Annotated in this window: 30 protein-coding genes; 18 read left to right on the top strand and 12 right to left on the bottom strand. The window is 39.6% G+C overall.

Translation table 11 applies throughout. The annotated features are described in order from the left end of the window. The 6 genes from FTU01_RS04130 to FTU01_RS04105 are packed head-to-tail and all read left to right on the top strand — an operon-like array spanning position 1 to position 2667. A complete protein-coding gene (locus tag FTU01_RS04130; RefSeq protein WP_180033913.1) occupies positions 1 to 1122 on the top strand; it encodes an ATP-binding protein in 1122 nt (373 codons plus the stop codon). Beyond that, complete coding sequence (locus tag FTU01_RS04125; RefSeq protein ID WP_180138234.1) at positions 1119 to 1799, top strand: putative quorum-sensing-regulated virulence factor; 681 nt, start codon at positions 1119 to 1121, stop codon at positions 1797 to 1799. Before FTU01_RS04130 ends, FTU01_RS04125 begins: the two co-directional genes overlap by 4 nt. Further along, the gene (locus FTU01_RS04120; protein WP_228761266.1) at positions 1796 to 2080 is read left to right on the top strand and encodes a hypothetical protein; all 285 of its coding nucleotides are present in this window, start codon (positions 1796 to 1798) and stop codon (positions 2078 to 2080) included. The genes FTU01_RS04125 and FTU01_RS04120 overlap by 4 nt, the downstream gene beginning before the upstream one ends. Next, positions 2080 to 2244 (top strand): hypothetical protein, encoded by a 165-nt coding sequence (locus FTU01_RS04115; protein WP_180138232.1) that lies wholly within the window; start codon positions 2080 to 2082, stop codon positions 2242 to 2244. Before FTU01_RS04120 ends, FTU01_RS04115 begins: the two co-directional genes overlap by 1 nt. Next, a complete protein-coding gene (locus FTU01_RS04110) occupies positions 2237 to 2389 on the top strand; it encodes a hypothetical protein (RefSeq protein ID WP_180138230.1) in 153 nt (50 codons plus the stop codon). Before FTU01_RS04115 ends, FTU01_RS04110 begins: the two co-directional genes overlap by 8 nt. Next, the gene (locus tag FTU01_RS04105; RefSeq protein ID WP_034171181.1) at positions 2389 to 2667 is read left to right on the top strand and encodes a hypothetical protein; all 279 of its coding nucleotides are present in this window, start codon (positions 2389 to 2391) and stop codon (positions 2665 to 2667) included. The genes FTU01_RS04110 and FTU01_RS04105 overlap by 1 nt, the downstream gene beginning before the upstream one ends. Here FTU01_RS04105 and FTU01_RS04100 read toward each other — a convergent pair. Next, positions 2664 to 3683, bottom strand: coding sequence for a site-specific integrase (locus FTU01_RS04100; RefSeq protein ID WP_034171182.1), 1020 nt, complete (start codon positions 3681 to 3683; stop codon positions 2664 to 2666). The genes FTU01_RS04105 and FTU01_RS04100 overlap by 4 nt on opposite strands. A 280-nt stretch (positions 3684 to 3963) precedes the next feature. Between FTU01_RS04100 and tusD the strand changes: the two genes are divergently transcribed. The 4 genes from tusD to FTU01_RS04080 are packed head-to-tail and all read left to right on the top strand — an operon-like array spanning position 3964 to position 5355. Further along, the gene (gene tusD, locus FTU01_RS04095) at positions 3964 to 4332 is read left to right on the top strand and encodes a sulfurtransferase complex subunit TusD (protein WP_004785936.1); all 369 of its coding nucleotides are present in this window, start codon (positions 3964 to 3966) and stop codon (positions 4330 to 4332) included. A 44-nt stretch (positions 4333 to 4376) separates the two neighbouring features. Then, entirely contained in the window at positions 4377 to 4727 is a 351-nt protein-coding gene (locus FTU01_RS04090) for a hypothetical protein (protein ID WP_005235449.1), read from the top strand. A 17-nt stretch (positions 4728 to 4744) separates the two neighbouring features. Further along, entirely contained in the window at positions 4745 to 5029 is a 285-nt protein-coding gene (locus FTU01_RS04085; RefSeq protein WP_004785940.1) for a DsrH/TusB family sulfur metabolism protein, read from the top strand. A 14-nt stretch (positions 5030 to 5043) separates the two neighbouring features. After that, the gene (locus tag FTU01_RS04080) at positions 5044 to 5355 is read left to right on the top strand and encodes a TusE/DsrC/DsvC family sulfur relay protein (protein WP_034705617.1); all 312 of its coding nucleotides are present in this window, start codon (positions 5044 to 5046) and stop codon (positions 5353 to 5355) included. A gap of 109 nt (positions 5356 to 5464) precedes the next feature. Here the strand turns inward: FTU01_RS04080 and FTU01_RS15500 are convergent, their stop codons facing one another. From FTU01_RS15500 to ybaK, 4 genes are all read right to left on the bottom strand, one after another. After that, positions 5465 to 5614, bottom strand: a complete 150-nt coding sequence (locus FTU01_RS15500; RefSeq protein WP_257233480.1) for a hypothetical protein — start codon at positions 5612 to 5614, stop codon at positions 5465 to 5467. 15 nt (positions 5615 to 5629) lie between these two features. Beyond that, positions 5630 to 5947 (bottom strand): hypothetical protein, encoded by a 318-nt coding sequence (locus FTU01_RS04075; RefSeq protein WP_257233479.1) that lies wholly within the window; start codon positions 5945 to 5947, stop codon positions 5630 to 5632. Positions 5948 to 6011: 64 nt separating this feature from the next. Beyond that, positions 6012 to 7265 carry a YncE family protein gene (locus FTU01_RS04070; protein ID WP_180138228.1) on the bottom strand — a complete coding sequence of 418 codons (1254 nt, stop codon included), beginning with the start codon at positions 7263 to 7265 and terminating at the stop codon, positions 6012 to 6014. A 209-nt stretch (positions 7266 to 7474) separates the two neighbouring features. Beyond that, on the bottom strand, positions 7475 to 7942 hold the full coding sequence (gene ybaK / locus FTU01_RS04065; protein ID WP_159122961.1) for a Cys-tRNA(Pro) deacylase: 468 nt from the start codon (positions 7940 to 7942) through the stop codon (positions 7475 to 7477). Between the two features lie 1033 nt (positions 7943 to 8975). Between ybaK and aroQ the strand changes: the two genes are divergently transcribed. The 3 genes from aroQ to accC are packed head-to-tail and all read left to right on the top strand — an operon-like array spanning position 8976 to position 11253. After that, entirely contained in the window at positions 8976 to 9431 is a 456-nt protein-coding gene (gene aroQ / locus FTU01_RS04060) for a type II 3-dehydroquinate dehydratase (RefSeq protein ID WP_004785950.1), read from the top strand. 16 nt (positions 9432 to 9447) lie between these two features. Then, positions 9448 to 9864, top strand: a complete 417-nt coding sequence (gene accB, locus FTU01_RS04055; RefSeq protein ID WP_004785952.1) for an acetyl-CoA carboxylase biotin carboxyl carrier protein — start codon at positions 9448 to 9450, stop codon at positions 9862 to 9864. An 18-nt stretch (positions 9865 to 9882) separates the two neighbouring features. Further along, positions 9883 to 11253 (top strand): acetyl-CoA carboxylase biotin carboxylase subunit, encoded by a 1371-nt coding sequence (accC, locus tag FTU01_RS04050; RefSeq protein WP_180053626.1) that lies wholly within the window; start codon positions 9883 to 9885, stop codon positions 11251 to 11253. Positions 11254 to 11315: 62 nt separating this feature from the next. Here accC and FTU01_RS04045 read toward each other — a convergent pair whose 3' ends face one another. Then, the gene (locus tag FTU01_RS04045; protein WP_373686364.1) at positions 11316 to 11744 is read right to left on the bottom strand and encodes a hypothetical protein; all 429 of its coding nucleotides are present in this window, start codon (positions 11742 to 11744) and stop codon (positions 11316 to 11318) included. A gap of 343 nt (positions 11745 to 12087) precedes the next feature. Here FTU01_RS04045 and FTU01_RS04040 point away from each other — a divergent pair, with 343 nt between their 5' ends. Together FTU01_RS04040 and FTU01_RS04035 are read left to right on the top strand one after the other, a co-directional pair. After that, positions 12088 to 13518: a diguanylate cyclase gene (locus FTU01_RS04040; RefSeq protein ID WP_179992476.1), complete on the top strand. Its 1431-nt coding sequence runs from the start codon at positions 12088 to 12090 to the stop codon at positions 13516 to 13518. A gap of 49 nt (positions 13519 to 13567) precedes the next feature. Next, positions 13568 to 15058 (top strand): amidase, encoded by a 1491-nt coding sequence (locus tag FTU01_RS04035; protein WP_180017983.1) that lies wholly within the window; start codon positions 13568 to 13570, stop codon positions 15056 to 15058. Positions 15059 to 15073: 15 nt separating this feature from the next. On the opposite strand, the gene FTU01_RS04030 is transcribed toward FTU01_RS04035, so the two are convergent. The 3 genes from FTU01_RS04030 to FTU01_RS04020 all read right to left on the bottom strand — a co-directional run bounded on the left by FTU01_RS04030 (position 15074) and on the right by FTU01_RS04020 (position 19857). Then, on the bottom strand, positions 15074 to 16240 hold the full coding sequence (locus FTU01_RS04030) for an MFS transporter (RefSeq protein ID WP_180138224.1): 1167 nt from the start codon (positions 16238 to 16240) through the stop codon (positions 15074 to 15076). A 2864-nt stretch (positions 16241 to 19104) separates the two neighbouring features. After that, complete coding sequence (locus FTU01_RS04025; protein ID WP_034170370.1) at positions 19105 to 19446, bottom strand: hypothetical protein; 342 nt, start codon at positions 19444 to 19446, stop codon at positions 19105 to 19107. 270 nt (positions 19447 to 19716) lie between these two features. Then, a complete protein-coding gene (locus tag FTU01_RS04020) occupies positions 19717 to 19857 on the bottom strand; it encodes a hypothetical protein (protein WP_162835331.1) in 141 nt (46 codons plus the stop codon). Between the two features lie 320 nt (positions 19858 to 20177). On the opposite strand from FTU01_RS04020, the gene FTU01_RS04015 reads away from it, so the two are divergent. From FTU01_RS04015 to FTU01_RS04005, 3 genes are all read left to right on the top strand, one after another. Beyond that, entirely contained in the window at positions 20178 to 20813 is a 636-nt protein-coding gene (locus FTU01_RS04015) for an SOS response-associated peptidase (protein WP_180104332.1), read from the top strand. Positions 20814 to 20932: 119 nt separating this feature from the next. Then, entirely contained in the window at positions 20933 to 21490 is a 558-nt protein-coding gene (locus FTU01_RS04010) for a LexA family transcriptional regulator (RefSeq protein ID WP_180138222.1), read from the top strand. Then, positions 21487 to 22785, top strand: a complete 1299-nt coding sequence (locus FTU01_RS04005; protein ID WP_180138220.1) for a Y-family DNA polymerase — start codon at positions 21487 to 21489, stop codon at positions 22783 to 22785. The genes FTU01_RS04010 and FTU01_RS04005 overlap by 4 nt, the downstream gene beginning before the upstream one ends. Before the next feature lie 97 nt (positions 22786 to 22882). Here FTU01_RS04005 and FTU01_RS04000 read toward each other — a convergent pair whose 3' ends face one another. The 3 genes from FTU01_RS04000 to FTU01_RS03990 form a co-directional block, all read right to left on the bottom strand. Next, the gene (locus FTU01_RS04000) at positions 22883 to 23035 is read right to left on the bottom strand and encodes a hypothetical protein (RefSeq protein WP_004785976.1); all 153 of its coding nucleotides are present in this window, start codon (positions 23033 to 23035) and stop codon (positions 22883 to 22885) included. A gap of 214 nt (positions 23036 to 23249) precedes the next feature. Next, positions 23250 to 23651 carry a type II toxin-antitoxin system HigA family antitoxin gene (locus FTU01_RS03995; protein WP_004785978.1) on the bottom strand — a complete coding sequence of 134 codons (402 nt, stop codon included), beginning with the start codon at positions 23649 to 23651 and terminating at the stop codon, positions 23250 to 23252. Position 23652: 1 nt separating this feature from the next. Then, the gene (locus tag FTU01_RS03990; RefSeq protein WP_125279810.1) at positions 23653 to 23943 is read right to left on the bottom strand and encodes a type II toxin-antitoxin system HigB family toxin; all 291 of its coding nucleotides are present in this window, start codon (positions 23941 to 23943) and stop codon (positions 23653 to 23655) included. Positions 23944 to 24407 lie beyond the last annotated feature (464 nt).

Here is a 24407-nt window from a genome sequence, read left to right as displayed (position 1 = left end):
ATGGCCATTAATATTATTCCAGCGGATCAACCGCTATTGGTTCAAGCCATTATCGTTTATCTGTACGCAGATCCGGGCTTGGGTAAAACATCAATTGGCTTCACTGGTGAAAAAGCAATTTCATTCGACTTTGATAAAGGTTCTCACCGTACTGGTGAACTACGTCGCGGTGCTGTAGTCCAGGTCAATCAATGGGCTGATGTGGCTAACCTGACTATGCAGGATTTGGAACCATTTAAAACGATTGTGATTGATACCGTTGGTGCGATGCTTGAAAGCATTAAGACTCACCTATTGCTTAACAGCACGAACAAGCAAAAAGATGGCTCTTTAAAACTTAAAGCCCAAGGTTTGGCCAATAACATCTTCAAGCAATACGTGAATACGCTAATTGCTTCAGGTAAAGACGTCGTTTTCATTGCCCATGCTTCTGAAGACCAAAACGGTGACCAGGTAATTTACCGACCAGATCTTGGTGGTAAGAACCGTAATGAGCTGTACCGCATTGCAGATGTGATGGGTTACCTGACCACTGTGCAAACAGGTGAAGGCAAGCATGAACGTGTGATCAGCTTTAGGCCTTGCCCTACTCACCATGCCAAAAATGCAGGCGGTTTGGGTGGTGAAACTGGTGAGGTATGGGTGCCTGACTTAAAAGCTAATCCGTCTTTCTTGGCTGATCTGATTAAGCAGGCCAAAGACCACATCAATACGATGACACCTGAACAATTGGCATCAATGAAGGCTCAGGAAGATTTAGATAACTGGATCCAGAGCTGTGCTGAAGCTCAGTATGCCAGCGATCTAAACCAACTTACTGAGTCTATCGATAAGAACCATACGTATTACAAAAATATGCGTGTTGCTCTTAAGACCAGAGCTGACGAAATGAAGTGCACCTTTGATATGCAGCGTAATGCATGGGTAGATCCTGTCGAGTTCTTTGGCATTAATGATCAGCAACTGGCTGACCTCCAAGCCTTCATTGATGAGCGCGGCCTTGATGCCAAAACCGTATGTGAGCATCTCGGTATTGATGCACTTAACCAAATCGAAGCCAGCAAACTGGCGACTGTACAACAAGAAATTGAAAAATTGGCAAAGGAAACTATTAACGCATGAAAGCAATAATTTTGGACACGGAAACTCATACGATTAATGGTTTCCCTATTGAAATCGCATACGCACCTTGCTCTTTTGAGCAAGGTAACTTGGGGTTTGATCAAAGCCAGATATTTGATGAGTTCTACTCATGTCCTGAGCCAATCGCTTACGGTGCAATGGCAGTGCATCACATCCTGGAAGCTGACATCGAGGGCAAGCCAAGCTTTGATACTTTCCACTTACCTGAAGATGTGGATTGCTTGATTGGCCATAACATCAATTACGACATTGAGGCGATCCGTAAATGTGGTACGGATGTTCCTGAAAAATCGATCTGTATTTTAGCTCTGGCTCGTTTCACATGGCCAGAACTGGAAACTCACACCCTGAGCGCCCTGTTCTATTTTGTGAGCTCAGACAAGGAAAAAGCACGTAATTACCTGCGTAATGCTCACAGTGCGAAGTATGACATCTGGTTCACATACATCATCCTGAAAAACATCTGTTTAAAGTTGGGTATCAAAGACATGAATTCATTGCATGTCCTATCTGAACAGGTACGCACTCCAAATGTAATGCCTTATGGCAAACATAAAGGTACTCCATTAAAAGAGGTTCCAAAGGACTATGTGAAATGGATGCTTACCACTGATATTGACCCTTATTTACGTAAAGCACTGGAGGCTGCGGCATGATTTTCAAAATTAAAAAGAAACATGAAGCTGGTTTCAAACTTTGGCTGGAAAAGCTGGGTTATGCAAAGAAAGAACTTGCAGATGGTAGCTCTACTTTTTCAGGCAAAGGCACACGTAAAGCACTGAGCTATGTGTTTTTAAAGAACGATTTAACAGGCAATGCAGCATGCCAGATGCTATTTGGTGAATATGAAATGCATCTGCGCTGCCCAAATGTTTCGAGTGAAACCAGCGAAAACTTAGCAAAGATTGTGGCTAATCGGATTATGAAGGCGGCGTGATGGATAGTACTAATCAAGTAGTTAATCCAGTTCCTTTTGATGACGCTCAGTGGTTCTGGTGCACCAAATGGTGTGAAGAAAAAGGTTTAAGCCCATACGATGCTAAAAACTGGGCTGATGCGAAATTTGAATATTTAAAACTGCAGGAGAAAAACAGTGACTGAAGTTCAAGAAAACATTGCTGTATCCGAAGGTCAGGAAGAAAACGTTATTGATAGATTTATTGCTGACGGTGGTTTTGATCAGGCATTTAAGGATGTGTTTGGTTTACCGGAATCAGTACAACAAAGTTTAAAAGAGGTAACTTAATGGCTCGATACACCATCACCGTTGAAGCCGAAAGACCGCCTCAAATTATGCTGGGTCAGACTATCGGTGGTGCAACGGTAAAGGAGCTTAAAGAGGTTGAAGTCGAACTGGTTTCAGCTTCTTATCTGGCTCAAAAATACAATCTGTCAGTGACCACGATTCGAGAAAAATTAGTTTCGATCAATCAAGGTACACAAGGCAAGGCGCTATACAATCCAAAGTTGGCCCATGACCTGCTGACAACCAAAGTTAAAGTAGGCAGACCGAGAGCTAATTAGCTCTCACTGTCGTTAAACATTTCTACCAAATCCTGAGCATCTGGATTGTAATAAGTATTCACCAGCATTGAGATAGTTTTGTGGCCTGTAATTTTGGCTAACACTTCAACCGGTAATTTTCTCACCTTCACCATTCTAGTGATGGCTTCATGTCGTGAATCATGGAAATTAATATGTGTAAGCCCTGCTCTTTTTTTTGCTCTCATCCATGTAGCACAGCATATCTGCTTATCAATGGGCAGAAGTTTATCTGTTCCTTTAGGTAATAAAGAAAGCAGTCTTTTGGCTTCACCAGATAAAGGCACGTTTCTGGATTCACCATTTTTTGTCATCGGTAAATGCACAAAGCCTTCTTTAATATCCTTCCTACGCATTGCCAGTATTTCACCCTGACGCATGGCGGTCTCCAGAGCAAATCGAAATGCCCATGCTACATAGTGGCGTGATGTTTCTGGTGTTGTGGATCCATCCCAACTTAACGCCTTTAGCAACAATTCTTGATCTTCTTCTGTAATACGCTGGCTTCTGGATTTTTCCTTGCTCGGCATGGTGACCGCATGCCAGACGTTAGAATCAATCAAAAACAGTTCTTTCATGGCATAGGTAAACACGGCTGAATAAATGGCGTGTTCATTCCTGAGTGTTGCTATCTTCACTTCTTTTTTACGGTTATTTCGCCATTCTGCAATGTCAGCAGGCTTGAAATCATAAATAGACTTGTCAGCTAAATTTGGTGCAATCCGGTCAAGGTTTTTAATTTTAAAATTGATAGTCCGTGCAGATCGCATGTGACGACCATGCTCTTGATAGTATCTAGCACAAAGTTCCCTAAATGGATAATTCGGCTTTTCGCCTTGTTCTATTGCCTTTTTACCAGATCGAAGTTCAAGCAATTTATTATAGGCCCACTGTTCACATTCCTTCGCTGTGTCTCGGGTGGCTGAATATCTTTGCTTGTCGAAAGTGACAATGATGCGCCAGCTGGACCCTCGCTGGATGGGTTTGGGTATTTTCATTTTATTGGTGCAGATTTGGTGCAGATTACTTTGCATTTTATCGGTAAAGTAAAAAAATGAAAGGATATAGAAGGGATTTTGTGCAGTTTTGGGTATGGTTTAGTGACGGGATAGGATTAATAGACTATCTTAAATTATTGTTTTTATTAAAATTAAATCTTTTTATATTTTATTTTTTGTCTTTTTATCAGAAAAGATCATCTAAAATCATTGTATACTACCTACTTTCTTTGTAGCCAAGATCATCATCCCGCGTTGATCAAGCCTGTAGTGAATTTCGATGAGCACCTTAATTCTTGTTACCTCCGCACCGACTTCTATTTATGCCTGGCATGCGCTTGGACTCGCCCAAGCTTTACAACATAAACAGGAAGCTTTCCGTGTATTTTTCTATCAAGATGGCGTGTCGGTCGCAAATGCATTGCAATGGGTGCCCGACGACCAGCGTCATCTCACACGTTCCTGGCAGGATCTGAATATCCGCTTACCTGTTTGTGTCAGTGCAGCCTTAGCGCGTGGGATTACAGATCAGGAAAATGCTCAACGTCACAATATTCAGCAACATAATCTTGCTGATGGTTTTGAATTGGTCGGTCTAGGCGAGCTTGCTGATGCTGTTCAGTCCTCACAACGTCTAATTCAATTCTAGATGCTTCATTTTTCAGGATGTGTTGCTTTTAAAAGGAATCTTGTGTGAAATCTGTACTTGTTATATTAACCCAAGCCAACCTAAACAGCTTACAGGTGCATGAAAGTCTGTCTGCCACGATGGTACTGGCGACCTTCGGCGCTGAAGTTAAAGTATTACTCCAAGGCGCAGCCTTGAGTCTTTTACGTTCTGAGCTTCAGTTTGACCAGCTGAAACATGCCTTTAAACTGGCTTCAAATCTGGTGGATAGTTTCGAATTTTATGACCTGACACCTATTCTGGTTGAACAGAAAAATCAGGACTCTCCTTTTGTAAAGCAAAGCGAACAGGAGATTGAGCTGATTGAACTCAATTCAGAATTCGTTCAAAAATTTGATCACGTATTGTATTGGTAAGGATGAAGGATAAATAAATGTCAGATCAAACCCTTTACCTGATCCAGTCAGATTATGCAGCGACGGCGTCAGTCCTTGATCAGTTAGCACAGCTCCATGCTTCAGATGATCAGGTGGTCCTGATGGGAGAATCTGTGCTGTATCTGGACCATGCTTTCGTACAGCAACTGCCGCAAGTTTATATCCTAAGAAATGATGCAGAAATTCTGATCTCACCTTTATCGGAAAATGTTGCTTTACTCGACTACTCCGAATTTGCAGATCTATGTCTGAAATTTAGTCGCTGCATCTCAATGAAATAATCCATGAGTCAAATATGAATCTAGAACTGGACCAAGATGGTCATTTAGTCGATTACACCATCTGGAATGAAGACGTTGCCCAAGTACTGGCAGATACACTGGAACTTCAACTTACTCCTTGGCATTTTGAAGTGCTACAGGCAGTCCGTCAATTTTATCAGCAGTTTGGGCATTCTCCTGCAACCCGTCCGTTGATTAAGTTTTTGATGAAGACAGTCAACCCGGAAATTAACAATGCCTTATTACAGGAAAAGTTTAATACAGGTCTGGTGGCACGCCATTTAAGCCGACTGGCTGGTATCCCGAAACCGGCGAACTGCTTATAAGTTTTAATCTAAAAAATGAATGAAGAAGAAGTCCGTTTCTACGGGCTTTTTCTTATTAAGCTTATCTATGATCTGTATTCACAACTAAATAAAGCTTTAAACCGGAAGATTAAAAACTTTTCTGATCCAATGCATTTAAGGCTTGATCAAGCTGTGGAGAGATTTCAGGCAGAACTTTCTGCAAAAATTCTATTTGAGCTCTCGCCTCTTCCGGAGCAACGACCCGGGCATTCACCAGATTCTGCTGCTGTACCAGCAAATGATCTAGCTGGCGCTAGTCTGGCTTTTCACCTTGACTTAAGCCATTCATCATTTGGGTAAAATCCAGATAAAGCTGGTCTCTCTGTTGTAATAAGACCTGCTGTTCAGAATCCACTTCCGAGTGTCTAGCCGTTCTTGCCGGTACAGCTGTTTTAGGATTTAAATTCGAAGTAATCAGTGACTTTGCTGGAAAAGTCATCTGATCATCAGGTTTCAGTATATTGAACTCTGCCTTATAGATATCCTTATGAACCTGATAAGCAATCCCAACCAGAATACCGGTCAATAACATTCCCGCCAGCAGATATAAAGTAAGTGTTTTGTTCCTCATATATGCCACCTACAATGCTTAGAGCAACGTTCATAACACATTGCTCTTTTTAAGCCATTATTTGCTACGGTGTAGACCAGTCTGCTGGGGCATAACCGATCCGGACACGCTGTGGATGATTGCCTACAGGTACACTGGTCACTTTATTGCCTGTCGCGAAATCAATTACGGTCACCACATCCGTTTCACTTTCTGAAATGATACAGCTACGGCCATCCGGACTTCGGGTAGCCCAGTATGGCTTACCTGCAGGAATCAATTTTCCGGCAGTCAGACTCTGACGGTCGACAATGGTGGCGTAATTATCCATCGTGCCCGCAACACAGAGCTTCTCACCATCAGCACTGATCGATAAACCATGATGGCGGGAATCATTCACCCATTTGGTACGATCTTTGGGAATGCTATCGCTACCTGGCAACTGCCCAATACGGGTCACTTTATTCTGGTTTAAGTCATACTCAATCAAACCATTAAAAAATGATACCTGAGCATAGAGTTTACTTTCATCCTTGCTAAAGACCATCGGCCGCACTGAATTAGATAAATCTTTTCGACCAAACGCATCCAATGCCGGTCTAAAGTCAATTTTCTTAAGCACCTGATGGGTATTGGCATCTGCAATGGTGATATAGCGTTTACCCTTGGTGAAATCCTGCCACTGCGCATCAAGAGAGGTTTCTACATTACCAATGGCCGAGTTCAGAATTTTTCTGCCATTATCAAAGTAGATATTTTCATGCGGTTTATCACCCGTCGCAAATCGACCAAGTTCCTTACCAGTATGAATATCCAGTACATGCACCACATTTCCGGAAGATGCGGAAACCGCGACACGCTGGCCATCTGGTGAAACTGCCATATGATCCGCGCGGAAGCCTTCAACTGGAGTACGCCAGTTAATTTTGCCTGTCTTGATGTTGATAGAGACCACATCGGCAAAACTTGGACGGGATGCGACCACTGACTGTCCATCTGGCGTGGAATACATATCGTCGACCAGCTGATCATTACCTTCACCCGCAGTAGCTTGAATATAGGTATAGGCAATCAGTTTAATGGGATTGAGGTGAATCTCTTTCAGACGCTCCTTACGATCAGGAATAATGTTGATCACACCAACCTTGCCAAAGTCACCTGAAGATCGAATCACTGTAACTGTTCCATCCCAGTTATTACCCACAAAGAAAACTTGCTGGGAATTGGGCGGTTGAGGCAAGGTAGACGAATCTGCCTGTGCAGTTGAAAAGACTGAGAGCATGGCCATCGCGGACAAGCTCATACAGAACCGTGATAATCGTTTTTTCTGGATTTCCATGCGGTATTCTCCATATTTTCTATTTTATTGTTTTTATCTTTGTTCAATCCACAGTCAGGCCGTGGATCTCAATCATCCACTATACAATGAAGAAAAAACCATGCTGAATTTTCCGACAGAATAGAAAGATAAGAATCCAGAAAAGTTGAAGCGTCCATTGATATGGACGCTTCTCAGTAAGATAGTTTTATTGAAAAATGCTTTGAACTTTAGACATCCAATACATCAACGAATTGAGCATCTAGAACCTTAGCTAGGTCCGCAGGTTTTAAACCAATATCCAGACCGCGTTTACCCCCACTGACATAGATTTTATTCAGCTGTTCTGCAGATGCATCAATGACAGTTTTCAGGCGTTTTTTCTGCCCAACCGGACTAATCCCACCGACAAGATAACCGGTTAGACGTTCTGCCTGTTTGGGATCAGCCATTTGTAGCTTTTTACAACCAAAGGCTGATGCTACTTTTTTCAGGTTTAACTGATGGTTGACTGGAAGAACTGCTACAAAATACTGCTTCTCATCTGTGACCAATAAGGTTTTAAATACTTCTTCTACTGCCAGCCCTAACTTTTCTGCTGCTTCCAAACCAAAGCTTTTGGCATTGGCATCATGTTCATATTCGTGAATGCTATATTCAATTTTTTGAGATTTTAATAATTTGCATGCAGGTGTCATAACAGCTTCGATAGTATTTTGACGGGATCTTCATTATAGCTTATCAAGTCTGCTTGGGTTTTATTCTGTGATTCTGAATAGCTTATATAATCAATATGTGTTCAAAATACAATCAGATACCATTAGCTTTTAATCCAGAATATCTATTCATATTGCACTTTAACTGAACTTAACTATCCCATTTATCATTGTAATTCCGCATACCACCTTGTTCTTAAGCTTAAAAATTCATCATTTAAAAACATAGGCAACATTCAGATGAATAACAACGCCTATACATGAAGTGCCATTTTGCCAATGTTATTGAGCGAACATAAAGAATTACAAATAAAGGTAAGCTTTAGAAAATTGAGCACATTCGTCAATATTAGATGAGGCCAGTAAAAGATTAATGAAGAATCATAAGTTTTTAATTTTACTTTTACGGCCAGTATCATTTATCCAATGTTCAGTAGCAATGAGCCTATCTCTTTTTGCAGAAAAATAATGTGTGACTTGCTTTACTAGCGACATAAAACCCATTTAATACTAAACTTCACTTCATTCCATTTATCAAATAACTTTTTGATTTTTATTCCAAGTTTGATATTTTAGTTTACAGAATAATGAATAGAATAAACATTTGATTCATTCAAAAATCTAATGAAAATCCGGTCTTTTACCGATCACCACAATTTTTGATATGAGCAGAGACTTCGAGTAATAATTTTTATTTTTGACCAGCCATTGCCGAATAAACACTCAATTTAAAAGAATTATGAATAAACATTGAGGTCTAACTTACACAGCATAAATGTAACAATTCAGCCAATTCATCTAAAATATAAAAATGATGTAAAAGACGAAGATTTGGTAGTTTTGAACATTGCTAAATGCTTGCAAAGTTTTCATTATATGGCCACTGCGTGGTACATGCTTTTCTATGTCAATTCAAAGAAATTATAAAAATAATGTAGGAATTCATGCCATAATAGGCGAAGTTTGTAGACATCTTGCAAACCTATCCTGAAACTTTTTAACTGGAGCACCATAGATGACTTCGACCATTTTGGTTATTCATGGACCGAATTTAAATTTGCTAGGAAAGCGCGAACCCGAAGTTTATGGTTATTTAACTCTAGAAGATATTAATCAGCAGCTCACTGCTCAGGCTGAAAAAGCTACTTTACAACTTGACACTTTCCAGAGCAACTGGGAAGGCGCAATTGTTGACCGAATTCATCAAGCCCAACAAGACGGCGTGCAATATATCATTATTAATCCTGCTGCCCTGACACATACCTCAGTTGCAGTTCGTGATGCACTTCTTGGCGTGGCAATCCCGTTTATTGAAGTCCACCTGTCTAACGTCCATGCACGTGAGGCATTCCGACATCATTCATATCTATCCGATAAAGCTATTGGCGTGATCTGTGGTCTAGGTGCAAAAGGCTATGCTGCCGCACTCGACTATGTCATTGAAAAAATACAATCTTCTAAACAATCTTAATTAGGAATACTGTCTCATGGATATCCGTAAAATCAAGAAGCTCATCGATTTGATGATTGAATCTGACTTACAGGCGATTGAAGTTAAGGAAGGTGATCAGTCGATTGCTCTGACTCGTCGTAATCCAGTAGTTGCAGCAGCTGTTCCTGCAATGCCTGCACCTGCAGCTGACGTCCCTGCAGCTAAATCTCCTCGTGGTGCAGTTGAAAAATCTCCAATGGTTGGCGTGTTCTATGCGGCTCCAAGCCCAGGCGAAGCACCTTTTGTAAAAATTGGCCAAACTGTTTCTGCTGGCGAAACACTGGGTATCATTGAAGCAATGAAAATCATGAACCCGATTGAAGCAACTCAAAGCGGCGTGATTGAAGAAATTCTGGTGAAAAATGGTGAAGTGATTCAGTTTGGTCAGCCACTTTTCCGTTACCGCGCCTAATCACTTCGGGGATTCATAATGTTGCAAAAAGTTTTAATTGCAAACCGAGGTGAGATCGCCTTGCGCATCGCCCGAGCTTGCAAAACTTTAGGAATTAAAACAGTCGGTGTCTATTCAGACGCTGACAAAGACCTGATGCACTTACGCTTCTGTGACGAAGCCGTGTGTATTGGTCCTGGCGCAAGTAGCGACAGTTACCTGAATATTCCAGCCCTGATTACAGCTGCTGAAATCACCAGCGCAGATGCCATCCACCCTGGTTATGGCTTCCTGTCTGAAAATGCTGAATTTGCTGAAATCGTAGAAAGCTCTGGTTTTATCTTCATTGGTCCACGTCCAGAACATATTCGCCTGATGGGGAACAAGGTTTCTGCGATTATTGCCATGAAAAAAGCGGGTGTACCAACTGTACCTGGCTGTGATCATGCGGTGACGATTCACAATGCGCTTGCTGAAGCCAAAGAAATTGGTTTCCCGCTCATCGTGAAAGCGGCTTCCGGTGGTGGTGGTCGTGGTATGCGTATCGTAGAACGTGTGGATACCCTGCTTGAATCAGTACAAGCTGCGCAGCGTGATGCTGAAATGTGGTTTGGCGATGACACGGTTTATATGGAACGTTTCCTGCAAAAACCGCGTCACGTCGAAGTACAGGTTCTAGGCGACGGTAATGGTCATGCGATCCACCTGTATGACCGTGACTGTTCTTTACAGCGTCGTCACCAGAAAGTACTTGAAGAAGCGCCAGCGCCTAACCTGCCAGAACAGGCTCGTACTGACATTCTTGAGGCCTGTGTCAATGCTTGTAAATTGATGCAATATCGTGGTGCCGGTACATTTGAGTTCCTGTTTGAAGAAGGCGAATTCTTCTTTATCGAAATGAACACCCGTGTTCAGGTAGAACACCCTGTGACTGAAATGGTCACCGGTATCGACATCATTGAACAGCAGTTACGTATTGCGGCTGGCTTAGGTCTGGATATCCAGCAAGAAGATGTACGTGTTCAAGGTCATGCGATCGAATGCCGTATCAATGCAGAAGATCCATCGAACTTTATGCCATCTCCAGGCAAAATCGAGACTTTCTATGCGCCAGGTGGTGCAGGTATCCGTTTAGACTCTCATATCTATCCAGGTTACAGCATCCCACCGTATTATGATTCAATGATTGCCAAGCTAATTGCCCATGGTAAAGACCGTGAAACTGCAATTGCACGTATGAAACAGGCCTTGGATGAAATGATTCTGACAGGTGTGAAAACCAATATCCCATTACACAAAGATCTGATTCTTCAGGATGAAAATTTCTGTGAACAGGCGATGGATATTCACTATCTGGAAAAACATTTGTTGAAGCAGCTTGAAGGTGCTGAAGACAAAGAAAAAGCTTGATCCAGTAATTGATCTAATAAAAAAACCGCTGAATTCAGCGGTTTTTTATATCTAGCCTTCAATCAAGGCAAAATGCGTCGAAGCACAGCAAAACATTGTTCTGCTTTTTCATTGGCACAGAAATTAATGGTATTTGAGTTCTGCCACTTCACAAAATACTGCGAAATCTCGCCTGACTGATCCACCTGATTACCGGAACAGTCTTTTTCATTATTGTCGTATTTAACCTGCATAATCAGCGCTGGAATCTGTGCAGCAGGATCTTGTGAAGGCTGATAGTCATACAGCCCTGTGGTCCATTCTGAACCGCTTTTAATCACTACGTTGTTATTGCCTTTAAAATTATAGTATTCAACACATTTCTTATTATCTGGAATTTCCATTCCCCATAGCCCGACAATTTCAGGACGGGTATTAATGGTAAAGGTATTCGGAACTTCGATAGGTTTCGCAATACTATTTGCAGCTTGATTATTATTTTCTGTTGCCATTAGCCAAGATGAGCTCGTGAGCAAGACAAGGCTAAGACAGGTTTTTTTCATATTCACAGGCTTCGTTTCAATCCTAATAATTAATTTTAACTTATCATATTTTTCGGGATCATATTCTGCTCTGCATCAGTTTAAATACCGAAATAAAACAAATTTTTATCATTATAGTTTAAAAACATGGATTTCCTTTTTTAATTTTTTTGTATATATTTCGTATACAAACGTATATTGATAACGTAAGTAAAAACAGATTATTCCAAGAATAAAGTTGTACTTTTGGGTAAAAAGCATTTCCCAAACAAAGTGATATTTCACAAATAAAAATTAGATACAGGACTTAGATTTGCGAATACCTCGAATCACAGACCAGAACTTGAATCCTGAAACATATGCCTACTTGGTCATTCTTTTCATTATTTTAGTGACTTGTTTGATTGGCATTATGACCAGAACACAGGATTACTTAGCCATACTCTGGCCTGCCAATGCTGCCTTACTGGCCATGTTTTTACGCTTCCCCCATTTAAACAATATGGGCGGGTGGCTAGGTGCTTTCTGTGCGTTCATGTTTGCCGATCTGGCAACAGGTAATAATCTTTTACAGAGTCTGTTTCTAACGCTTGCTAACCTGATCAGTACGATTGTATCGCTATTTTTTATCCGATATTTCCAGATCAATTATAAGTACTACAATACTGGCTTCACTTTCGTGCATATGTTCGGCATTTGTGCATTCGCAGGATGCCTGGCCAGTGCAGTGTTTGCCGTTGCGACCTTACCCAATCTTCCCCATTCCTTTATGACCAAGGAAAATTTATGGATTGATTTCGGGCTGTGGTGGACAGGCGAAATGGTGAATTACATTATTGTCCTGCCGCTTTTTCTAGCCTTTCCTAGAACCAAAGATCTCAAGTATTTATTTAAAAATCGCAGAAAGAAGCAGAACTCTTTTAGTTATCTGCTGCCAGCAGGCACAGTAATCCTGTGTATTATCCTGAGTAATATCTTTGTCGGTCCTGGTGCCCTGCTTTATCCGTTGGCAGCTTTAATCTGGGCAGCACTGACCTATCGCATCTTTACGATTGCAATTATTAATGCCTTTGTAATCATTCTGATGTATTACAGCCTGACCCAGTTTTATGCCACTACACATGATACGCTGGCAGACTCAACCATTTATATCTCATTAAGGATCGGACTGTTTATGCTGGCATTATCGCCGCTGATCCTGTGTATCATCAGTCAGAACCGCAATGATCTGTTTAAACGGGTATTGTATTTGGCCAATCATGATAGTCTGACACGGACCATGAACCGGCATTTTTTCTTTCAGAAAGGCGAATATTTACTGCAACATTCCAAAAGCGTGCAGTTTTCCCTGATTATGCTGGATATCGACCATTTCAAACGTTTAAATGATCATTTTGGCCATCATGTGGGCGATAAAGTACTGCAACACTTTGCTGAAATCATCCGTTCCAATTTACGTTCTCAGGATCTGTTTGCGCGTATTGGTGGTGAGGAATTTGTGATTTTGCTTTGGGATACCAAACCATCTAAGGCCCAGTTTATTGCTGAGCGTATTCGTGAACTGGTAGCTAAAACGCCAATGTATCAACCTGATGGATCACCTTTATCAATTACCGTGAGTCTCGGGATTACGCATCAACACGCCCCGCTTTCTCAGGATTTACAGCAACTGATCAATACCGCGGATCAGGCCTTGTATCAAGCCAAACACTTGGGCCGTAATCAGGTGGTGCTTGCATCCTGAATTGAAACCCTCTACAACCTTATAACAATATCAACGCTAGGGAGTGCAGATGAAATTTGAAGAATACTTACAATACGATGGATTAGGACTGGCTGAACTGGTTAAAAATAAACAGGTACATTCAAGTGAACTTTTATCAGTTGCCTTAGAACGCAGTGCAAATATTAATCCTGAAATCAATGCCATTATTATTCCCATGCATGAGCATGCCTTGCAGCGTACCCAGCAAGATCTGTCTGGTCCCTTTGCCGGTGTTCCATTTCTGGTCAAAGACCTGTTTCAGGAATATGCAGGTTATCCGACGTCTTATGGATGTCAGGGTTTAAAGCGCATCGGTTATATCGCTGAAACCAATGCCGAGATTGTTAATCGTTGGGAACAGGCAGGTATTGTGACCTTTGGCCGTACCAACACCCCTGAATTCGGAATTAAAGGCATTACAGAGCCAGATGCCTGGGGAAGCTGTAAAAACCCGTGGAATTTAAGACATAACAGTGGTGGCTCGTCAGGCGGTTCTGCTTCTGCTGTGGCAGCCGGCATTGTGCCAATTGCCGGTGCAGGTGATGGTGGTGGCTCAATTCGTATTCCGGCTTCCTACTGTGGTCTGTTTGGTTTAAAACCAAGCCGTGGACGTACGCCGTGGGGACCACAAATGAGTGAGGCAATGCACGGTGCTGCCATTCAACATGTACTCACCAAAACTGTTCGGGATAGTGCGGCAATGCTGGATGCCACCCATGGTGAAGATCGCAGTTCACTGTTTACGATTCAACGTCCGCATACACATTATCTGGAAGTGATTCAGCAACCACCAAAAAAATTAAAAATCGCATTTAATACGCGTTCCAGCATTGATACGCCTGTTTCTCAAGATGCTATTAAAGCGGTAGAACAAACTGCCCGATTACTGGAATCTTTAGGTCATGAAGTCGTTGAGGATCAACCACAGATTGATGGTATGCAACTGGCTAAAGATTTTATTACGACGTGGTTTAGCCAGTTTTCTTATATGCTGGACGAAATCCAGAAAGGCTATCCATCCAGATCAGGCGATTTTGAACTGGATTCTCTGGCGCTAGCTGCTTTTGGTGCCAAAACGACGGCAATTGAATATATCCAAAATCTGACCAACTGGGGACAATATGTGACCCAGATGAATCATTTCTTTGATGATTATGATCTCTACCTGACACCAGCCACGGCCACTGTTGCACCCAAAAATGGCGAAGTCAAGACACCAAACTGGCAGAAGCCGATTCTTAAAGCTTTATTAAAAATGAATAAGGCACATTTATTGGCACAAGGTAAGCTGGTCGATCAGATTGTAAAAGAAAACCTGAAATGGGTGCCATTCACTCAGTTAGCCAATATTACCGGCCTTCCAGCAATGTCCGTACCGCTTTACTGGAATGAAGATAACTTACCTTTGGGTTCACAATTTATTGCACCATTTGCCCGTGAAGATTTACTGTTGCAACTGGCCGCTCAATTAGAACAGGCTCAGCCCTGGTTTAATCAATATTCCAAAATCCGCGTTTAATTGTTCGATGGTATTTTAAATCTGCTTTTGTAATTCGACCTTGTTGGGTAAGCCAAATACCAGCAATAGGCCCAGCAAGGTCGACAGCGCAGCAGCAATAAAGATTGATGTTCCACCGACCTGATCCCAATAACGACCGGCTAGAATGCTGCCACTCGCCACGCCTAAGCCCCACATGGTGCTATATAGTGCCTGTCCACGGCCTTGCTGTCCAGCCGAGAAGTTCTGAAAAATAACCCGCATGGCAATCATATGGAATAAACCAAAACTCAGGGCATGAATGGTCTGGGCAAAAAACTGTGCCAGAAATGACGATGGAAATATGCCGACAGTCAACCATCTTAAACCAGTCATTAACAGGCATAGCATTGCCAGATGACGCCATGACCAGCGTGTCAGAAAGAATGTAGCGTAGGCAAACATAATGATTTCAGCAATGACTCCAACCGACCAAAGCAATCCGATCTGACTGGTACTGAATCCATTCTGGCTGAGATAGTTACTATAAAAACTATAAAACGGTGCATGCGAAAACAGCATGATCAATTCAATCAGGAAAAAACTGTATACCACTGGACGCTTGAAGATCGGCCATAAGGCTTCAAGTTTTTTCTGAGCTGTCGGTGCTGCTGTAGGTTCTTTGATGGTAAATGACCAGAGAAAAGCCAGAAATGAAATACAGAGCAATAAGATTGGTAGCATACTGATGCTGATAATTTCAAAAATTGCCCCTAAACCAAATACGCCAATAATAAATCCAATAGATCCCCACTTACGCACTTTGCCATAGAGCTCTGCCCTTTTCTCACCTAACCAGAATAAAGTCACGCCTTCAAACTGAGCCAAAATTGCATTCTGAAAGAAACTAAAAATCAGCATAAGCAAAGCGACTGACTGGAAGCTATTTGGAATGATAAAAATCATGAACCAGATACAGGCTTCCATCCAGGTAGCTATACGCACCAGCAACATGCGTTTCCCGGATTTGTCTGCAATCCAACCCCAAATAAATGGCGCAAAAAATCGGGTGACAATCGCAATCGAAGATAAAATCCCAATTTCCTGATAATTAAAGCCTTGATCTTCCAGATACAGACTCCAGAAAGGCATGAATGCGCCCACAATCGCATAATAAAAAAAGTAGAAAAAACTGAGTCTGTAATGAATAGCTAGAGATTGCATCAAACTAGATACTCTTTCATTTCTGATAACTTAAAATAAATATAAGTTGCGCTGAGTTGCATTGAATGGGTCTCGGTTGAGTCTAGTTAATCTATAAGCTAATCATCTATAGATTCTTCAAAGCTCTTTAACTAATTTTAGAAAAGTTAGATTTTAACTTAATACATTACCTAAATTCTTAATTTATTCTTTTAGTTCAATCATGAGCTTATCAATCGTAATCATTTGATGGTTCTAAGAATTAAAATGACTGAGGTTCTGACATTTAGACAGCTTAACGTTACAAAATCTGAGCCTTATTTAGCTTGTACTTTGTCTATCATGGGCTCACCAATAAGAAAAGAAAAACCCCTCAACATTTAGAATGTAAGAGGTTTAGTTTGCCGTAATACGTTCGGCTATGATTTTAACTTTGCTTTAAACTCAACCCATCCATTGACTTGGGTGATAGTTAGGTCGATAGCTGAGTATTGATAGTAGCGCTCCACCTCAACAAGAGTTTTAGCGCTCATCTCCTTTCGCGCCTCTTTGAATTCAAAATATGGGTTATTAAAATTAATAACATTAGAATTGATAACTGATATTAAGTAATCAGTTGTGTGAATACATTGTACGTGTGCTCATAACCAGCCCGTTAAGTCAAAATTCAAACCAATTATTAGCCTATTATTATTGAAAAATCAAATAGTACAGAATACTTAACTCATTGATAATAAAAAAAATTTATCATTCTAAATTAAACTTTTTTCAAACAATCCCGGCATTCTTTCTTGCCGTCGCTAATCTCAGTCGCACCATGTAGGCAGAATAAGCAGAATAGTAATCGGAGCATACTTTTTTCCAGACAAAAAATAACCCGCTTAACCTGGGGAAGTTAAGCGGGTAGGCTTCTTTAACACGTCGTTATAGTTTTTAGCTAGTTCATCATTATTCATGGAGCACCTTTAAAGTAGCACTTATATAGTGCAGCAATAGTATAAGAAGCATTACTGAATGGTGGGTGCTGGTTGGCTTTGGGTTAAATTTGGTTATTTGTTAGACATGAATTACACTATTTAATTATTTTTGTGTTCTGGTCGCCGTATAAAGTTTATCAGGCAACAAAAAAGCTCTTATTTCTATGGACTTTAAAAACTCGGAAAGAAATCGAATAAATATTTAATGAATGTGAACCTGTCATTAATATCGGGTACGTCAAATACCCATAAAGTTTTAGTTTGTGATCTATATTTAAATCTTACTGCTGATACCTTAGTTGTCACTGACGCATCTTCACCGAGATGTTCAGCAATTAACTTTAGATTTTCTGATAGAAATCGTGATTTATTTATTGTTCTAGATTTTGTGGGCTCGAAAGTCGCTAAAATTTCATCATATACCCAATTAAGAAAACTTAGATCTATCGCTTTATATTTTTATTCATAAGGTGCATCAATCTATTTAAAAGACTGTGAAGATTCTTTATAACATTTCATTTAATTGAATAAATATTATTTTTAAGAAATAAAAATGTATATACCTGTAAAAAAAACCACTTATGATGGGCTTTCGTTTTATCTTTTAAACTTATCTATTCAGAAGCTTTAAGCTCATCAGACAATTTTTCTAAACTCTTTGCTCTTTCTTGTTCGCTAGAAAGATTATATAAATGGAAACACAGAAAGAATATAAATGCCAAAAATACTCCGCCTAAAATTACAACTCTTTTGTTTTTCAAAAGATTCAACTTAATTTAAGCATGAGCCTTAGTATGAACCCTTTTGTTTAATAAACCAACAAAAAAGCCCATCTTTCGATGAGCTTCTTCATAGTAACACTTCAAACGACGGGAGTGTCACAAGATGAACTTGCTGGACTGATCCGTATAGGCAGTTACCGCCAGAACCCTAATCTATCATACCTATTGATGTAAAAATAGCCTCTTCACAGAACAAAGCCCACATTGCTGTGGGCTCTTCCCCTTTATCATTTTGCGCTGATTCAGGATTGTTGACGAAATGTACAACGGTCAAACAATAGCCAATTCATGACAAATATAAATATATATAGAAATTAAATATCTATCCATATATAAAAAGTCTAAATTGTGATCTTTGGAGTCAATAATTTCTAGTATGAACTTGATAAAGCTTTATTTTAGGTAACAAAAAAGCCCATCTTTCGATGAACTTCTGCAAAATAGCACCCAGCAATGAGTGTATTATCAGATCATCTTATCAATCTAATCCACATGACTGGTTGCCCGTATAAGTCTTCCTTATTACACTGATTAATCCAAAGACTTTTCAACACAATTATTTTTCTAAATTGTTGATTCCATCTCGGTGCATAATATTGATGACTATCATCCTGCTATTCACCTTGATCTCTAGTCCAAATCTTTAAGCTTTTAAACGAAATGAGTGATCTAAAAGTCAGCAAGACTTTCCTTCATCATGGAAAATAATAATACTGCGCAAACAGCAAACAAGAGCCCGATCAAAGCAAATAAAGGATCCTGATAAATAAGACCCAAAACCATGAGAGAAACAGCAAGGATGACAAGGAAAATAATGCCGCATATTTTAAAGAGATACATATCCAGAACCTAAAGCAAAAACTATACTTTCAAGAAGCAATATTTGTTCCTTTTTTAAATAATTTTTATATTTATCATCTATATAAATTGATCAACATTCCATCTATTAGTACGAAGCTAGAATATGAAATACAGATCTATTCAGTAACCATATTTCGAACAAAATTCAGAAATCCAGACATTAAAAAGCCACTCTAAAAAGTGGCTCAATGATCAAATGTTTTTATTGATATTCAATTATAGCGGTCACTATTTTCAAATAAGAATTTTAATAAATATTCTTTCTTTACCCAAAATAATCACGACATGCATTCCTCCATGAAAGGTCAAAATATTCCTGATCGACCTGCCGTCTTTCAATCAGCACAATATTTTTATTCACTACAATAAACCTCCGATGCTTCATTTCATTCGTAGATTTATCTCTGAAACTAACCTCACCACATTCTCCCTCTTGTTGATGAAATTGAACCAGGTCTGAATTCGGTAAAGCATTCCTTACCATCTCCCTAAATTTTTTTAAATCCTCATCCTGTAGGATCTTAGAGTCAGCTTCTTGCTGTGTATTTGGTTGACTACACCCCAGAAGTATTAAAGCTACAAGAGGCAAGATAATTAGTTTTTTCATAAGCTGTCCTCCTGAGAAAGAGGATCACATTATTTTTAAAGTATGGCTATTATTAAAATGAATAGTTTTGTAAACCATTCAACTTTATCAATAAATTTAATCAGGAAAATTTAGAACAGATGAAAAGGTATAATAGCTAAAAAGAGCTTGCTGTTTCTCTGAAAATATCAAAGTTCTGAATATTATATAAGACTTGTCAGAGATGACTCTACTGAAAGAATGGGAGACCTCACAACCTTTTCTTGCTAGTTGTGAGGCCCTTTAAAGGCATTATTCAACAGGGTTTGCTGCTTGACTGTCTACCTGTTCATTCTGAGGAGTAGGATTGTTTGAACCGTCCTTTTTGTATTTCATTTTCTTATAACAATAACTCGCAAGTACACCTGCACCAATTAACGTTAATAACTTCATCTTTCACCTCATGCTCATAAATGCAAGCCTATATAACTAACATCTATATTTGTAGCTTTCCAAAGCCATTTGGAGTGTTTTTTTAAATAAAAAGTTAAATTATGTATATCTGTATAGATTAAATAAAAGTTTAATCTTTTCATAATATTAAATTTACTTAAAATATTATTGAGTTAAATATTTTTAGGCTCTAAATATATACTTATAAAATAAAAATCCTGCTTGCTGGTCAAAATCCAACTTACGATATTCAAATTGTTTTGCACTTATCTCTCTTATATTTTAATTCTCATGATAGATCATCATGAGAGCGTTCGCCCATGTGTTCAAACTATGAATTCCCCTCAAAAAGCCGTCTCTCTTTATTAGATATTCATGAAGAGCAACTTGAACTGGATATGAAAACGCATGTATATCCCTTGGCTCCCGCTCCCATCATTATGCGCGGTGCTGACGAGTTTGAACTGGATATCGCACGGTTTGGGCTTATCCCTTCCTGGGCCAAAGAATTAAAATTTGGTCGGCATACTTATAATGCCCGGACTGAAACGGTTGCCTCAAAAGCAAGTTTTCGGCATGCCTGGAAAAACAATCAGTTTGCTTTGGTACCTGTAGATACGTTCTATGAACCCAAATACATTGATGGCAAATCTCATTGGTATGCTATTTCTCGCGAAGACGGAGACCCTGTTACTGTTGCAGCCATTTATGATGATGCAATCATTGAAGGTGAAAAAGTTCGATCTTTTTCAATGCTCACGATTAATGCAAATCAGCATCCCTTTATGAAACAGTTTCATAATCCGAATGATGAAAAACGCTCGATTATTGTGATACCGAAAGAGTCAAGACAGGACTGGCTGCACTGCAATCATGAGGAAGCAAGTGAGTTTTTCTTCGAAATGCGGGATGAATTTATTGCAAAGCTACGAGATTCCCGTTTGTCGGAAAACTGAAATATAAAAGCAATTTAATTATTAGTATCTGATTTTAAAGCATTTAATTTATTTGTATAAAAATAAAGCAATCATTACAATCTTGATTAATGTAACAACAATCAAGAAGTAGCAGGTTTATGACAAATTCGCATGGGGGCTTTAGAATTGGTGCAGGCAGAAAAAAGGCCGAAGAAACCAAAGTAATTCGTGTACCTGAATCCAAAGTCCTGGATATCAAAGCATACTTAAAATCACTTAAAAAAGAAAATGAAATCAGTGATATTCGCCAGTTTGATCCTATTACCCAAATGGAAATTCCTTTAGTTACTGAACGCGTTCAGGCTGGTTTTCCCTCACCTGCACAAGATTATATTGATAAAAAACTCGACCTGAATGAATTCCTGATTAATAACGCTAATGCTACTTTTATTGTTCGAGCCAATTCGCTGTCAATGTTGAATGCAGGTATTGATATCAATGACGCCCTGATTGTGGATCGTAGCATTGAAGCGCAACATCGAGATATTGTGATTGCCTGTGTAGATAACGAATTTACTGTCAAACGGCTGATTATCGATGTAAAGGGTTGCTGGCTAAAAGCCGAGAATGACGACTATCCCGATATTCATCCTGTAGAAGGTCAGCAATTTGAAATCTGGGGTGTGGTCACCAACGTCATTAAAAAATTCAGATGAAATATCAGCAGGAAATCTATGCGCTGATTGATGTCAATAACTGCTATGTCAGTTGTGAGCGCCTATTCAATCCGAAACTGAATCAGGTACCTGTGATCGTGCTGTCAAATAACGATGGCTGTGTAGTTTCACGTTCGCAGGAAGCAAAAGATCTCGGCATTAAAATGGCTGTTCCATTCTTCCAGATACGCAATATTGTCGAACAGCATCAAGTTCAAGTGCTATCCAGCAACTATGCCCTATATGCAGAAATGTCCAAACGTTTTCATTCTATTCTGTCTGAATATGTAGCCCCTGATGAACAGGAAGTTTATTCCATAGATGAATGCTTTCTGAAAATTACAGCTTATGCAAAAGATCATGATTTAACAGAATATGGTCAGGATATGCGACGGCGTATTTTGCAATGGATTGGCCTACCCGTCTGTGTCGGTATTGGTCGTTCCAAAACCGAGGCCAAATTAGCCAACTATATGGCCAAGAAAGCCAAACGCTTTAATGGGGTTTGCGATCTTTCTTCTATGCATCCACAACATAGAGATTACTTCTGTAGCTTGATTGATGTTGCTGAAGTCTGGGGGGTTGGGCGCCAGCAGAGTAAAAAGTTAAAGAACTTAGGCATACATACCGTTCTTGATTTAGCTCAGGCTGATTGCCATCGAATCGGAAAATTATTTTCAGTTCTTATGCAAAGAACTGTGATGGAATTACAGGGAATTTCCTGTATTGAACTGGAACAGACTTGCCAGCCCAAGAAGCAGATTATTTCTTCACGCTCATTTGGTTCCCGAGTAACAGATCTTGAAGCTTTAACGGAAGCTATGAGTGATTACCTGCAAAATGCCGTCAAACGCCTAAGAGAGGATCAATCCTTATGTGGCTGCATTATTGCTTTCGCTCAATCCAATCCTTTTGACAAGAACAGACCCTTTTATCATCAATCTATCAATATCGCTTTTCCTGAACCCACTGATTCCGCTGTTGTCATGAACCGGGCATTGATGCAACAGATGCATGAACTGTTTTCAGAAGGTGTTGAGTTTAAAAAATGTGGAGTTATTTTAACGGCGCTTGAACCTAAATCAGCCTATGTCTATGATTTGCTCTCGGATCAGGCTCAGATCGAGAAAAATGAGAAGCTTCAACAAGCGCTAGAAAAAGTAAAAGAAAGATTTGGGGATCAAAAGCTGGCGATTGGAGCAGCTAAAATTCCTGACCGGACTTGGACCATGTCTCAACATCATCTCAGTCAGAATTATTTTAGTTGGGATGGATTGTTAAAAATTGATCGGTAATTTCATCTTCCCAGTAAAGTGAAGCAGAAATTTTCCGAAACTTAAATCAAAATCTAAAAAGCCCTAAATTTAATTAGGGCTTTCTGATATTAATATCTTACTTTTGCTCCCTCAGTGGATGCTCTGGCTCGGCATTAGGCTTTTTCTCAGGTTTTACACCCTTATAGGTTGCTTGATTGCCTTTATCATCATTAGATTCTTTTTGCGGATTATCTTCTTGCTCTGTTTGGTGGTCTGCATGAGTTGTCATATATATTCCCTTTCCTCTAGATGCTTAGAAAATTATTAGGACATATAAGGTTAAACATCAATAATATTTATGTTTTCCATACATTTTAATAAACATATATTCTTCTAATCAGAGCTTATATAGACTTCTTGTTTAATCTAAATCTGCCTGGCTGTGCAACCTGCTTCCAGAAAGCACAGCTCATAGATCAATTTAAAATTTGGTTTCTTATTACTTAAAAGAAAGTATCTGCAGAAACGTTAAAACGTTCAGACAAAGCTTTAATATGGCGGATATTGAGCTGACGTTTACCATTCAGGATTTCAGAAATGACCGACTGGGTAGCTATATCAGATAAGTCTGATTGGCTTAGGCCATGCTGTTCCATCAGGAAAGCCAATGCAGTACGTCCATCTCCTTCTGGCATCGGCAAATGTTCATGTTCATAAGCTGAGACTAAGTCACCCAATTGAAGAATCAGCCCCATTAAAGGATGCGATTCATCATCACCTACAATATCTAGAAGTTCATCTAAAGCTTCAGTAAGGGTATTAAAGTCTTCTTCAGTTTCTGGCTTGCTGAGCAATGGTGCAACATAACGCCAGTGATCAACGGCCTGTTTAATCATTGCATTCATATTAAGCCTCCTTCCAATGACCTTTATCATATTCCTGATGGGATAAGACATGGCGAATATAGACACGTTTTGCTTGATACATCACAACTGCGATCAACCTGATCTTGTTGCCACCAATATCAAAGACATGAAATTTCCCGACTTTATCGACTGCGGGAAATAATCGCTTCATGTCGGCAAAATCCTTAGGATCATTGGCCTTGATAATTCGATACCAACCATCTAATGCAGTTTCAGCGTGTGGCCACTTTTGTATTGCTTCCAGAATCCGAGCGTGAGTGATCACATGCATAATTATTTATCGCATTTTGCTATATTCAAAGTATAATCTAAATATCGCATATTGCAATAACACTTAAAGCATGAATTTAGTTGAGATGGATATTAGTAGGATCAAATAATAAGCTAAAAATAAGTAAATTCTTATTTTTAATAATCTTTATTAATTAACTGTCAATAATTTATAAAAATATAGCGCTGATATGTTGGTTCTATGTTCAAATAGCAATGATAAAAAAATGAAAACCCCGTCGAGCTATATCAAACGGGGATTCAACATCCATCTATACCGCGAAGGTCTAGAGAGTTAATTTAAATCTTTCAAGCAATCACGACACTTTTTGACTTCGAAATCATCGACTGTATAATCAATTTCAGTCGCACCATGAAGACCAAATAAACAACATATAAATTGGAACATGTGTTTCTCCTGACTGTGAACAGCTCGATCATGGATCGAGCTTTGTTGCTTTAAAG

It is taken from the genome of Acinetobacter sp. YH12043, assembly GCF_013419915.1.
GTDB lineage: Bacteria > Pseudomonadota > Gammaproteobacteria > Pseudomonadales > Moraxellaceae > Acinetobacter.
The sequence above is the reverse complement of the archived record's forward strand: the minus strand, read 5'-3'. Positions and strand labels throughout refer to the sequence as shown.